Origin of the sequence: Thioclava sp. FR2 (assembly GCF_051200875.1) — a bacterium.
In the GTDB taxonomy this organism is placed as follows: Bacteria; Pseudomonadota; Alphaproteobacteria; order Rhodobacterales; family Rhodobacteraceae; genus Pseudotabrizicola.
On sequence record NZ_CP195191.1, the window covers coordinates 1,646,438 to 1,658,791 of the forward strand.

Sequence of the window (12,354 nt, forward strand, 5' to 3'; positions counted from 1 at the left end):
ATTTCAGCGGGATCTCGCCGGTTACGCTGGATATAGCGGTTACCAGTTGTCCTTGAACCATTTAACAACCCTCTTCAGAGAGCGCGCCGGATACCGTTCCGCCGGAATCTCGAAATCCCACCACTCGTCTTGCGGATGCGTGGCGAAAAGCGACAGCCCAACCGCGGAAGAAAACGCAGCCCCAGTTGCAGCCTGTGGCAGGCCCTGAACACGCAGCGGGCGGCCAAGACGCACGCGCTGCCCAAGGATGCGGCTTGCCAATCCATCAAGCCCCGGAATTTGGCTTGCGCCACCGGTCAGGACGATCTGCTGGCTGGGCAGATGGTCGAACCCTGCCACATCCAGACGCATCCGGACCTCTTCCAAAATCTCTTCGACGCGGGGTCGCATGATGCCGATCAATTCGGTTCGGCTGATTTGACGTCGATCCTTTTCCCAATCGCCGCTGTCACCGCCGACTTCGATCATCTCGCGGTCATCCATGCCTGTTGCGTGAACGCCGCCATGCTTTGTCTTAATGCGTTCGGCAACAGCCATCGGCACCATCAGGCCTTTGGAGATGTCAGAGGTAACGTGATCTCCGCCCATCCGAACGGAGTCCGAGAAAATCATGTGCTTCTTGATGAAGATCGAAATGCCGGTCGCCCCGCCGCCCATGTCGATACAGGCCGCGCCCAGCTCTTGCTCGTCTTCCACAAGGCTGGCAATGCCCGAAACATAGGCCGAAGACGCCAGACCTGCGAGTTCCAGATCGCAGCGCTGGATGCAGTGCAGGATGTTTTGAACGACCGAGCCTTCGACGGACAAAAGGTGCATATCCGTCGCAAGGCGATTTCCGATCTGGCCACGCGGATCGCCAAGGCCAGACCGATGATCCAGTGCAAAATTTACGGGTTGGGCATGCAGGACTTCACGGCCATGCCCCAGATCGGGCATGTCACAGGCGGCAAGAACGCGTGCCACATCCTGTTCAGTCACAACGCTGTCGGCCAGTTCGATTTCACCGGCCAAGCCATAGCTCCGCGGCTCTGCGCCCGAGAAGCAGGCAATCACATGGTCAACACGCACATTCGCCATTTTCTGCGCGGCCTGAACGGCAGTGCGCACGGCGCGCTCGGTTTCGGCCATCACGGCGATTTCGCCGAAGCGGACACCGCGCGACCGCGTGGTTGCGGCGCCAATGACACGGAAAGACGACTGACCGGCCATCGGGCCAATGCCGTCTTCTGCGAATTCTGACGGGCCGTCAAAGCGCAGGATCAAGCAGGCGATCTTGGACGTCCCGATGTCCAGAACGGCAACGACACCGCGCTGCATGGCTGCGCGACGCATGTTCCGCATAGCCCTTTGGGACTGATAGATGTCGGTCATAGTTCACTCCCAGAAATATCGAACCCTTGCGCCTGGCGGCGCTGGTTAAGTGCATAGGGCGTCAGACGCAGGACGGGGCGGTGCTCATTGCGCAGATCAACCGTCAGAATATCTCGGCCCATCAAATCGTTAGCCTTATCCAAGGCGATCAGCCGCTCGACGGCAGCGATTGGGTTTTCTGATGGCAGCAGGATGCGTTGATTGCGGTCAAGAACCAGATCCCAGCGGCGATCCCCTACCCGGATCAGCCCGCGAAGACGCGAATGCAGCGGCTCTGCGGCAGCGATAAGCGCCAGCGCCTCAGGGGTTGCAGCATCCGCCCCCTCTCCGGCAATCAGCGGCAAATCGGGCCGGTCTGATCGCGAAGACAGCGATGCAACGCGGTGACCGGTTTCATCAAGCATTTCCACGCCAAGATCGGTGCGCCACAAAACCACCGGCTTGCGCTCGGTGATACGCACCTTTAGCAACCCGCCCGAGCGCACCATCAGGTCGGCGCGCGCCACAGCATCAAGTTCCTGGATGCGTTGCTGCGCGGCTGTCAGGTCAATGTCGAAAGACGAAAGCGGCAGCTTCAGATCCAGCCGAGCCCGCACCGCATCTGCCAATTCGGGCGATGCGCCGTCAACCGACACCAGTCCCACCATGAATTCGGGGCGATTTTCAAACCGTTCACGAATATCGGCAATCGCATTCGTTACCGCGGCCCGGCGATCAGCGTCTGCGACGACAATTGCCACGGCAGCCGCAAGGCCGAGCGTCGGCAGACCAAACCGAAAGGCCACGCGAAACAATGGCGTAAGCCACAGCCGCTGCATCTTGTACGCCCATTTCGACGGTGCCGGATCGCGGCGTATTCCGGGATCAGTGGGGTAACGCCGCTGCGCGGTTAACGGTTGCACGACGCGTCCTCCACAATCCACTTGCAAAGGTCCGGGAAGGAAATTCCCAGATGCGCGGCCTGTTCGGGCGAAAGCGACGTCGGCGTCATCCCTGGCTGGGTGTTGGTTTCCAGCAGGATTAGCCCCGCTACGCCCTTCTCTTCGTCCCAACGGATATCGGTGCGGCTAAGACCACGGCATCCCAGTGCTTTGTGGGCACGCAGCGCGTAGTCGAGGCAAGCGGCTTCGATTTCGGCAGGGATATTCGCGGGCAGTTGATGCCGGCTGCCCCCCGGCTTGTATTTCGCATCGTAATCGTACCAACCATCTGTGATGATGTCGGTCACGCAAAGCGCATGATCGCCCATGACGCTGATCGAAAGCTCACGGCCCGGCGCGTAGGCCTCGACCATCACCATGTCAGGCATCGTTTCAGCCAGTCGCGGCGCGTTAGAGCCGGGGCGAACGATGTAAACCCCGACCGAGGAGCCTTCGTTATTCGGCTTCACGACATAGGGCGGCGGCAGAACATGTCCGTGGCTGACCTCGTCCCGCGTCACGATCCGGCTTTCGGCAATCGGCAAACCAGCGGCGCGATACACCTCTTTGGTCTTGGTCTTGTCCATCGCAACGGCCGAAGCCATCACGCCCGAATGCGTGTAAGGGATCTTGAGCCATTCCAAGAGACCCTGAACACAGCCGTCTTCGCCCCAACGTCCATGCAGAGCATTGAAAACAACATCCGGTTTAATTTCAATCAGTTGCGCGGCAAGGTCGGGGCCAGCATCGACCTCGATCACATTGTATCCCGCCTCGCGCAGCGCCTTGGCACAGGCTGCACCTGTTACCAGAGAAACCTCTCGTTCTGCCGAGAAGCCACCCTTTAGAACCGCCACACGGGACATCCTGCTCGATGTACCCGTCATTTACTGCCTCTAAGGTCTTGAAGACCCGTTTTTATTGTTTTTCTGCCGCCGGTTCGCCGACGCGCATGATTTCCCACTCTAGCGTGATCCCGCTGTTTTGGAAAACCTTTTTTCTTACATCTTCACCCAGATTTTCAAGATCTGCTGCCGTGGCGCCACCGGCGTTGATCATGAAATTGGAATGCATGACAGACATTTGCGCGCCGCCGATCCTAGCGCCGCGCATACCCGCATCGTCGATGACTTTCCAAGCCTTCAATTCATGGCTGTCATCGGCCCGACCGGTCGAAGAATGGCCAACGGGGTTGCGAAAGGTTGACCCGGCGCTGCGTTCCTTGGTGGGCTGGCTGGCGTCGCGCTTGGCCAGTTGATCTTCCATTTTCTCTTGCAAGGCCAATGGGTTGCCATCTGGCGCCCGGAAGGTGGCCGAGACCAGAACCGCGCCTTCTGGCAGGTCTGACTGACGGTAGCGCAGATTCAGGGCCGAGGCTGGCAGCGTTTCGATGCGGCCGTCGCGGGTGACGATCCGCACTTCTTCCAAGACATCGGCCACATAGCTGCCATAGCAGCCGGCATTCATTCGCACCGCGCCGCCAATGCTGCCGGGAATGGTGCGCAGGAAGGTCAGGTCACGCCCCGCTTCGGCGGATTTCCGCGCAACATGCGCGTCCAGCGCGGCGGCCCCGGCTATAACCCTATCCCCTTGAATTTCAATGGAATTGAACCCACGCCCAAGCCGGATGACCACGGCCCGAAGGCCGCCATCGCGCACGATCAAGTTACTACCGACGCCCATTGGAAAGACCGGAAAGGCAGGATCCAAAGCCGCAAGAAACGCCGCCAGATCGGCCTCATCCGCTGGCTGGAAAAACCAATCCGCAGGGCCGCCGACACGCAGCCATGTCAGGTCAGCCAAAGGCCGGTTTTGGGTCAGGGTTCCACGGGTTTCAGGCATGTTTGTCATGCCCATCTGCTATGCCAAAGCCAGCCCCCGACGCAAGCCCCTGCCCCGTCCTCGGCCAAAATACGACATGTCACCCCGCGTACACCCCCTGTACACCCCCTGTGCAGACGGGGGGCGGCAGTTGTGCTCACTCGGCCGGGTTGCTGCCGCGGGATTTGAACCAGCGGAAAAGGTAGATCACTGGCCAGCGCAGGATGGAGACGCCGCCGGCAAGGACGATCATGCCGATGAAGGGGCCGTTCTGATAGGTGACCCAGCCGACCAGCGGGATGCCCAGCGCGATCAGCACATAGGCTGCGCGCCAATGGTGGTCGCGTGAAGGAAGCATCGCGATCACGGTCGCCATGATCGCCCAGAGGCAGGCAAGGCCCAGCGAGGCGGTCATGCCGCCTTCTCGCCAAGCTTGGCCGGAAGGTTATTGGCCCAAGTGGAAATCGTACCAGCCCCGAGACAGACGACCATATCCCCGGGACGGGACTGTTCGCGCACAAGGCGGGCCAGATCGGGTTCATCGAACAGCGCGCGGGCGTGGCGGTGGCCGTGGGCGATGAGCCCTGCGACCAGATCATCGCGGCTGGCACCGGGGATCGGGTCTTCACCTGCGGCATAGACCTCGGCGATGGCCACGACATCGGCGTCGTTGAAGCAGGTGCAGAAATCCTCGAACAGGCTGGAGAGGCGGGTATAGCGGTGCGGCTGGTGCACAGCGATGACGCGGGCACCGGGGGTGCCGGACACGGCCTGACGGGCGGCTTTCAGGACGGCTGCGATTTCCACCGGGTGGTGGCCGTAATCGTCGATGATGGTGACATCATTCACTTCGCCGACCTTTGTGAAGCGGCGATTGACGCCACCGAAATTGGCCAGTGCTTCGCGGATCTCTTCGCGCTTCATGCCCAGATGGCGGGCAACCGCCACGGCGGAAAGGGCGTTGGACACGTTGTGGTCGCCCGGCATCGGCAGGGTGCAACCTTCAATTTTCGAACCTTCGCCTTCGCCCTGAAGCAGGATATCAAAGTGAGCCTTGCCCTTTTCGAAAGTAAGGTTCACGGCGCGGACATCTGCCTGTGCGTTGAAGCCAAAGGTCACGACACGGCGATCGGTGACGCGGCCCACCAGCGCCTGCACCTCGGGGTGGTCGGTGCAGCAGACGGCCAGACCGTAGAACGGGATGTTCGAGACGAAATCGAGAAAGCCTTTGCGGAGCGCGTCAAAAGTTCCCCAATGTTCCATATGCTCGGGGTCGATATTGGTGACAATGGCGATGGTTGCGGGCAGACGGTTAAAGCTGCCGTCGGATTCATCGGCCTCGACCACCATCCATTCGCCAGCGCCCGCGCGGGCGTTGGAGCCATAGGCATGGATGACGCCGCCGTTGATCACGGTCGGGTCGAACCCGCCCTTGTCCAGAAGCGTCGCCACCATCGTGGTGGTTGTGGTTTTGCCATGCGTCCCGGCGATGGCGATGTTCGAGCGCATCCGCATCAGTTCGGCCAGCATTTCGGCGCGGCGCACGACCGGCAGTTTGCGGCGGCGGGCTTCTTCCAGCTCTGGGTTGCCCTTCTTGATGGCAGAAGAAATCACCACGACGGCCACATCATCGCCGATATTCGCAGAACTTTGGCCTTCGAAGAAGGTGGCGCCCAGCTTCACCAGACGGTCAGTGATCTTCGAAGCCTTGGCGTCGGACCCCTGCACCCGGTAGCCATGCGTCATAAGCACTTCGGCGATGCCGGACATGCCAATACCGCCGATGCCGACAAAGTGGATCGGACCCAATTCGAGCGGCAGTTTGGTGGCGTTCATGCGGTGGCTCCCTGAACTTTAGGGTCTACTAGGGCTTCAACAAGGGCAACAAGCCGTTCGGTCGCATCGGGGCGACCGGTGGACAGCGCATTGGCGGCCATCTTCTCTGCCGCGCCCGGTTGCGAAAGGATTGTCGCCATGTGGCCGCTGAGCGTGGCGACGTCAAGCGCCTTTTCCGGGATCAGAATGGCGGCCTCGGCGTCAACCAAGCCACGGGCATTTGCGGTTTGGTGATCGCCGGTGGCGGCGGCAAAGGGGATCAGGATGGCCGGACGGCCAATCACGCTGATGTCGGCGATGGAGGATGCGCCGGAACGGGAGATGACCAGTTGCGCCTCGGACAAGCGGGCGGGGATGTCGCGGAAGAAGGGTTGCACTTCGGCGCGGACGCCGGCGGCCTCATAGGCCTCGATCACGCGGGAAAGGTCTTCTTCGCGGGCCTGATGGGCGACGCGCAGGTTGCTGAGGATGGCTTCAGGCAATTGCGCGACCGCATCGGGGACGACGTCGGAAAGGATGCGCGCGCCTTGGCTGCCGCCGATGACGACAAGGCTCATCGGGTAATCGCCCGGCGGGATGTAGGGGGCGCCGGCACGATCCAGCACAGCGGCCCGCACCGGGTTGCCGGTATGCTGGCCCTGAACGCCTTCGGGTAAAGTGGTGGGCCATGTGCCGCAGGCGACGGTGTTCACGCGGGGCGCGAAGATCTGGTTCACGCGGCCAAGGATACCATTCTGTTCGTGAATCATGCGCGGGCGGCGCAGGATCCATGCGGCAGCAAGGGCGGGGATGGTGGGATAGCCGCCAAAGCCCACGACAACGGCGGGCTTGTCTTTCATTTGGGCAAATACGGCACCAAAGATACCGCCCGCGATGCGAAAGGGGACGGCCAGTTTTGCCAAGGCTCCGCCACGGGCAAAGGTGGCTGAGGCCACTTCCTCGACCTTGACCGTTGCGGGAAAGCCCCCGGTATATCGGGCGCCGCGCGCGTCGGTCGAGAGTTTCACGCGCCAGCCGCGGCGGACCATCGCCTCGGCCAAGGCTTGGGCCGGGAACATATGGCCGCCGGTGCCACCGGCCGCGATCAGAAGAAGCGGTGCTTGTGTCATGCGCCCCCCTTATCGTCCGCGTCTCAGGATGTCACCCATTTGTCCCTGCGGTCGCGTGCGGGTCAGGGCCAAAAGCATACCGACGGTGATACCGGCGGCAATGACCGACGACCCACCATAGCTGACAAATGGCAGGGTCATGCCCTTGGCGGGCAGCAGACGCACGGCCACGCCCATGTTGATCATGGCCTGCACGCCAAAGATGCAGGCAAGGCCGGTTCCGGCCAGCCGGACAAAGGGATCGCGTTCACGCATCAGGCGAAAGAGCGAGCGGACAACGATGGTGGCGTAAAGCGCGATGATGAGAAGGACGAGGATCAGGCCGTATTCTTCGGCAGCGACGGCGATGATGAAGTCGGTATGGGCATCGGGCAGGGTCCATTTTACTTGGCCCTCACCCACGCCCACCCCGAAAAAGCCGCCTTCCTGAATGGCATTCGTCGCATAGCCGATCTGGCTGCGCGGGTCGATTTCCGGGTTCAGGAAGCCGTCGATCCGGCGGGCAAAGTGTTCAGAGCTTTCATAGGCGACGGTTCCGCCAAAGCCGACAAGGCCGATGATGACCGCAAGAAGCGTCATAGGCGCGCCCGCCACGAAATAGATCACGCCCCAGCCAAAGAGGATCAGCGCCGACTGGCCGAAATCCGGCTGTATGGCCAAAAGCATGACGACGGCGGCGGCGATGACCAAGGAGACCGATTTTCCCGGCGGGCCGTTCAGGTCTTGGCTTGCGGCCATCAGCCAGCCCGCCAGCACCATGAAGCCGGGCTTGAGGAATTCCGAGGGCTGGACCGAGGCGAAGCCAAAGGAAAACCAGCGGACCGCGCCTTTGCCAAAGTCGGTGCCGATGAAGGGCAGAAGCATCAGGGCGACGAAAGAGATTGCAAAGCCGATCGTGCCCAACCGGCGAATGGCCGAAGGTGGCAGCATCGACAGGCCGACCATGACGACCAGCCCCACCGTCCCGAAGAACGCCTGACGCTGGACATAGTAGAAATCGGGCAAGCCATTGCGGGTGGCCAAGGGCACCGACGCCGCAAGACCCAAGAGCAGTCCGATGCCAAACAAGACCATGATCGCGGTCAGCGACCATTTGTCGATTGTCCGCCACCAACGGGGAATTACCGGCTCGGATACCCGTGAGGGCATGGAGCCATAGACCATTTCAGTCATGGGAACCGCCTGTAAACGCCTGCTCTGCCTTTTGCGTCCGGGTTTTCCCCGGATCTGACACTGATTCTAGCGGCAAAATGCGGTTATGGCCAGAACAAAGCATGGGGGCCACGAAGCGTTGAAGCAGAGTGCCTGCTTGACTCGACTCATTATTTAATGAAGTCGTTATATAACGAACTGGATTTCAATCATGTCCGAGCTAGACAGCCGTTTCGCGGCGCTTTCCGACCCGACCCGTCGGGCCATTCTGGCGCGTTTGGCCGAAGGTGAGGCCACGGTGCAGGAACTGGCCGCGCCTTTTGCCATCAGCCAGCCAGCGATCAGCCGCCATTTGAAAGTGTTGGAAGAGGCCGGACTGATAGAAACGCGCATCAGCGGCACCTCTCGCCCAAGGCGGCTGCGCCCCGAAGCGGTGGAAGAAATCTGGGACTGGCTCAGCCGATACAGAGCTGTAATGGAAGCAAATTATCGCCGTTTGGACACATTGCTTAATGATTTGACACAGGAAGGAGAGGCGCCATGACGGCCCTGAAACTGGAATTGAATGGAGATACGCAGGCCATTATCACACGGCGATTTGCAGCCCCTCCTGCCCTCGTCTATCGCGCCCATGTCGAACCCGCGCTGCTTCAACGCTGGTGTCTTGGCCCAGATGGTTGGGAAATGCATGAATGCACATTTGAGGCGCGCGTCGGGGGTAGATTCCTGTATCGGTGGCGAAATGCCGAGGGACATGGGTTCCATGCGGATGGCGAAATTCTGGAAATCGAACCGGGCAAACGGATCTTGCATGTCGAGCGAATGTATTTGCCCGACCCGACGCCGGACAATCGTGTAGAGACACAGTTCTTCGCCGATGGCAGCGGCACGCTGATGAAGATGACGATGACCGTGCCAAATGCCGAGATCCGCGAGGCCATGCTGGCCACTGGCATGACTGACGGCATGGAGATCAGCTACGAAAGAATGGAGCGGGTTTTGTCGGGCGAAGCGGAATCGGCTTGACCTTGACGGCCCTTTGCCCCCCCTTTTGGGCCGACGGCAGAGGGCGTCTGCGCCCCTGCCGAACCAGCGCCTGATACCTTGGTGCCCGCGGCCGGACTTGAACCGGCACGCCCGAAGGCTAGGGATTTTAAGTCCCCTGTGTCTACCATTTCACCACGCGGGCACACGAGGTTGTCATGTAGCCGTGCACCATAGCGTCAACTTGGGCGGGGAAAAGAGGCAATGCGCAATTGCCCGATTTTCGTCACGGATTGATCAAGGTCATGCCTTGGTGATTGGACACGTTGTAGAAACAGTCGCCGATCAAGGTGCAGAGTAGCAGGTGGTAATATGTGGTTCCTTTCGACTTCGGTTTTCTTCTTCGGTCTGATGTTGGTGGGCTATGTCGGGCTGGCTGGCTGACAGCACCAGACAAATTCGCCCAAGCGCGTGACTCACGGTCAGATTGCCGCGCCGCGGCAATTGACTTCCCCTGACAACCCGCCCTTTATAGTCGGCAGGAGTTTGCAGGGAAAAAGCCATGAAAAAGGTCTATCCGAACGCGGCAGCGGCGCTTGATGGGTTGCTGTTCGATGGAATGATGATTGCGGCAGGGGGCTTTGGCCTTTGCGGCATTCCGGAACTGCTGATCGCGGCGATCCGCGATGCGGGGACGAAGGGTTTGACGGTTGCGTCGAACAATGCGGGCGTTGACGGTTTCGGCCTTGGTCAGCTTTTGGAAACACGTCAGGTGAAGAAGATGATCTCGTCCTATGTGGGCGAGAATGCCGAATTCATGCGGCAATATCTGTCTGGCGAGCTGGAGCTGGAGTTCAATCCGCAGGGCACTTTGGCCGAGCGGATGCGGGCTGGCGGCGCCGGGATCCCCGGGTTCTTCACCGCGACCGGCGTGGGCACGGTGATTGCCGAGGGCAAGGATGTGAAGACCTTCGACGGCAAGGATTACATCCTTGAGCGCGGGATTGTCGCCGATCTGGCGATTGTGAAGGCCTGGAAGGCCGATCCATCGGGCAACCTTGTGTTCCGCAAGACGGCACGGAACTTCAACGTGCCGGCGGCGACCTGCGGCAAGACCTGCGTGGTCGAGGTCGAGGAAATCGTGCCGCTGGGATCGCTTGACCCCGACACCATCCACCTGCCGGGCATCTATGTGCATCGGATCGTGCAGGGCCAGCACGAAAAGCGGATCGAACAGCGCACCGTTCGCAAGCGCGAAAGCGCCTAAGGGCCTTCGCGCGTGGCCGCCTCACCCTATGAGGGGTTAGAGCCCCGCGCCTATTGGCGGACGGCCGTGGCCACGCGTGGGCCCGGCCGTTTGCGCGATCTTTACGACCCGCGCTTTCGTATCGGCCGCGATATGCGTGTGTTCACGGCGGGCAGTTGCTTTGCCCAGCATGTGCACCGCGCCTTGGCCGGGGCCGGTTTTGCGGTGATCGACCAGGAGCCTGCCCCGGCCAGCGTGCCTGCCGAGGTCTCGGAGCGGTTCTTTTACGGCAGCTTCTCGGCGCGGTTCGGCAATATCTATACGTCGCGCCAATTTCGCCAGCTGATCGAAGAGGCCGCCGGAAGCCACGAACCCGCCCATCCGGTCTGGCAACGGGATGCACGCTACTATGATGCGCTGCGCCCAAATGTCGATCCGGGCGGATATGCAAGTGCAGAGGCTGTTCTGGCAGCCCGCAAAGACCATCTTGGCGCGGTTGCCGAGGCATTGACCGCCGCGGATGTGGTTGTTTTCACGCTGGGCCTGACCGAGACATGGGAGGACCGGGCAAGCGGTACGGTTTACCCGACAGCCCCAGGTGTGATTGCAGATGCGCCCGAGGGGGCAGAAATTGGCTTCTTGAATCTTGGCCATGACCAGATCGTTGACGATCTGCGCCTGGTCTTGGCGCATCTGCGGGCGCTGCGGCCTGATGTCAAACTCTTGTTGACTGTCAGCCCCGTGCCTTTGACCGCCACCGCGACGGGTGGGCATGTTCTAGTAGCCTCGACGGCGTCGAAAGCGATCTTGCGGGCGGCTGTGGCCACTTTGATGGCGGAAGACGAGGGTGTTGACTACTTTCCATCTTACGAAATCATCACCAATCCCGCCGCGCGGGGGAACTTCTTTGCCTCGAACCTACGCAGCCCCTCTGCTACCGGCGTTCGCATCGTGATGGAGCAGTTCCTGCGGGCACAGAATGTCGAACTTGACGCCAGAGGCCCTGTCGACGCGTCAGAGAACGCGGTTGCCTTAGACGAGGACGGCGCGTTCGACGCAATTTGCGAAGAAGTGTTGAACGATCCCAGCCTTCGCAAGTCGGGGGGCGCATGATGCGTATCCTTGTCCTTGGCACGTCCCATGCTGCCTGCCTGCGGGATGCCTTTCCGGCCATTCACACTGTCGCGCCGGAACTGGACCTGACCTTCTGGGGGCTTCCGGGCGGGGCGTTTCAAAAGGCGCGGGTTGGGGAAGACGGGATCCTGCGCCCGGACCCTTCGGACCGCGTCGGGAAGAAAAAGGTCGCGGCTTGGAACACGGCCACAGAAATTGATCTTGCGCCTTTTGACCGCATCTTTCTGGTCGGCTTGCGCTTTGGCCTGAACGAGATGCTGCGCCAGATGGCCGAATTGCAGCCGGTGGACTGGGGGCCGCGCAAGGGAGCGGTCGGCGTATCGACAGGATTTCTTCGTGCGGCCTTTGAAGCCTCGGCCCTGCAGAGCCTTGCGGCCCAGGCAGAGCGCATACCGCTGGACGCAAGGTTCATTCTGATGCCCGCCCCCTACCCGGCTGTGCTTTCAACCCAGATTAGCGGGCCACGTTACGAGCCTAACCTGCATCGGGCTGCCGAGTTGGAACGCGCGGCTGACCTTATGGAGATGGCGGAAGCGGCAATGCGCAAGGTGCATAGCGAGCGCGGCTTGGGCTTTGTCACCCAACCACGGGACACCTTGGCTGCACCGCTTTTGTCACGCGATGACCTGCTGCAAGATGCCGCCCAAGATGCGCGACATATGAATTCTCATTATGGCCTAATCGCTTTCCAAGCGCTTTTGGCTACCCTTAGCAAAGACGAATTGTCCCGCCCAGCGGCCGCTGCCGCGAAGCGGGCCTGAGACAAACAAGGAGAATACGA

Annotated in this window: 13 protein-coding genes and 1 tRNA gene; 5 read left to right on the plus strand and 9 right to left on the minus strand. The window is 60.9% G+C overall.

What is annotated here, in order from left to right; all coding sequences use genetic code 11:
• Positions 1 to 39: 39 nt before the first annotated feature.
• The 8 genes from ftsA to ftsW form a co-directional block, all read right to left on the minus strand.
• On the minus strand, positions 40 to 1,371 hold the full coding sequence (gene ftsA, locus ACSBLW_RS07900) for a cell division protein FtsA (protein WP_435259668.1): 1,332 nt from the start codon (positions 1,369 to 1,371) through the stop codon (positions 40 to 42).
• Complete coding sequence (locus ACSBLW_RS07905; protein ID WP_435260073.1) at positions 1,368 to 2,189, minus strand: cell division protein FtsQ/DivIB; 822 nt, start codon at positions 2,187 to 2,189, stop codon at positions 1,368 to 1,370. The genes ftsA and ACSBLW_RS07905 overlap by 4 nt, the downstream gene beginning before the upstream one ends.
• Before the next feature lie 71 nt (positions 2,190 to 2,260).
• Positions 2,261 to 3,178 carry a D-alanine--D-alanine ligase gene (locus ACSBLW_RS07910; RefSeq protein WP_435259669.1) on the minus strand — a complete coding sequence of 306 codons (918 nt, stop codon included), beginning with the start codon at positions 3,176 to 3,178 and terminating at the stop codon, positions 2,261 to 2,263.
• A 31-nt stretch (positions 3,179 to 3,209) separates the two neighbouring features.
• A complete protein-coding gene (gene murB / locus ACSBLW_RS07915; protein ID WP_435259670.1) occupies positions 3,210 to 4,142 on the minus strand; it encodes a UDP-N-acetylmuramate dehydrogenase in 933 nt (310 codons plus the stop codon).
• 127 nt (positions 4,143 to 4,269) lie between these two features.
• The gene (locus ACSBLW_RS07920; RefSeq protein WP_435259671.1) at positions 4,270 to 4,527 is read right to left on the minus strand and encodes a DUF2484 family protein; all 258 of its coding nucleotides are present in this window, start codon (positions 4,525 to 4,527) and stop codon (positions 4,270 to 4,272) included.
• The gene (murC, locus tag ACSBLW_RS07925) at positions 4,524 to 5,948 is read right to left on the minus strand and encodes a UDP-N-acetylmuramate--L-alanine ligase (RefSeq protein ID WP_435259672.1); all 1,425 of its coding nucleotides are present in this window, start codon (positions 5,946 to 5,948) and stop codon (positions 4,524 to 4,526) included. Before murC ends, ACSBLW_RS07920 begins: the two co-directional genes overlap by 4 nt.
• Positions 5,945 to 7,057, minus strand: coding sequence for a UDP-N-acetylglucosamine--N-acetylmuramyl-(pentapeptide) pyrophosphoryl-undecaprenol N-acetylglucosamine transferase (locus tag ACSBLW_RS07930; protein ID WP_435259673.1), 1,113 nt, complete (start codon positions 7,055 to 7,057; stop codon positions 5,945 to 5,947). The genes murC and ACSBLW_RS07930 overlap by 4 nt, the downstream gene beginning before the upstream one ends.
• 9 nt (positions 7,058 to 7,066) lie before the next feature.
• On the minus strand, positions 7,067 to 8,230 hold the full coding sequence (gene ftsW / locus ACSBLW_RS07935) for a putative lipid II flippase FtsW (RefSeq protein ID WP_435259674.1): 1,164 nt from the start codon (positions 8,228 to 8,230) through the stop codon (positions 7,067 to 7,069).
• A 190-nt stretch (positions 8,231 to 8,420) separates the two neighbouring features.
• Between ftsW and ACSBLW_RS07940 the strand changes: the two genes are divergently transcribed.
• Together ACSBLW_RS07940 and ACSBLW_RS07945 are read left to right on the plus strand one after the other, a co-directional pair.
• Complete coding sequence (locus ACSBLW_RS07940; RefSeq protein WP_435259675.1) at positions 8,421 to 8,753, plus strand: ArsR/SmtB family transcription factor; 333 nt, start codon at positions 8,421 to 8,423, stop codon at positions 8,751 to 8,753.
• Positions 8,750 to 9,235: an SRPBCC domain-containing protein gene (locus ACSBLW_RS07945; protein ID WP_435259676.1), complete on the plus strand. Its 486-nt coding sequence runs from the start codon at positions 8,750 to 8,752 to the stop codon at positions 9,233 to 9,235. Before ACSBLW_RS07940 ends, ACSBLW_RS07945 begins: the two co-directional genes overlap by 4 nt.
• Positions 9,236 to 9,314: 79 nt before the next feature.
• On the opposite strand, the gene ACSBLW_RS07950 is transcribed toward ACSBLW_RS07945, so the two are convergent.
• Positions 9,315 to 9,398 (minus strand) — tRNA-Leu (locus ACSBLW_RS07950).
• 357 nt (positions 9,399 to 9,755) lie between these two features.
• Here ACSBLW_RS07950 and ACSBLW_RS07955 point away from each other — a divergent pair.
• The 3 genes from ACSBLW_RS07955 to ACSBLW_RS07965 are packed head-to-tail and all read left to right on the plus strand — an operon-like array spanning position 9,756 to position 12,334.
• Complete coding sequence (locus ACSBLW_RS07955) at positions 9,756 to 10,460, plus strand: CoA transferase subunit A (protein ID WP_435259677.1); 705 nt, start codon at positions 9,756 to 9,758, stop codon at positions 10,458 to 10,460.
• A 12-nt stretch (positions 10,461 to 10,472) separates the two neighbouring features.
• Positions 10,473 to 11,552 (plus strand): GSCFA domain-containing protein, encoded by a 1,080-nt coding sequence (locus tag ACSBLW_RS07960; RefSeq protein ID WP_435259678.1) that lies wholly within the window; start codon positions 10,473 to 10,475, stop codon positions 11,550 to 11,552.
• On the plus strand, positions 11,552 to 12,334 hold the full coding sequence (locus tag ACSBLW_RS07965; RefSeq protein WP_435259679.1) for a hypothetical protein: 783 nt from the start codon (positions 11,552 to 11,554) through the stop codon (positions 12,332 to 12,334). The genes ACSBLW_RS07960 and ACSBLW_RS07965 overlap by 1 nt, the downstream gene beginning before the upstream one ends.
• Positions 12,335 to 12,354 lie beyond the last annotated feature (20 nt).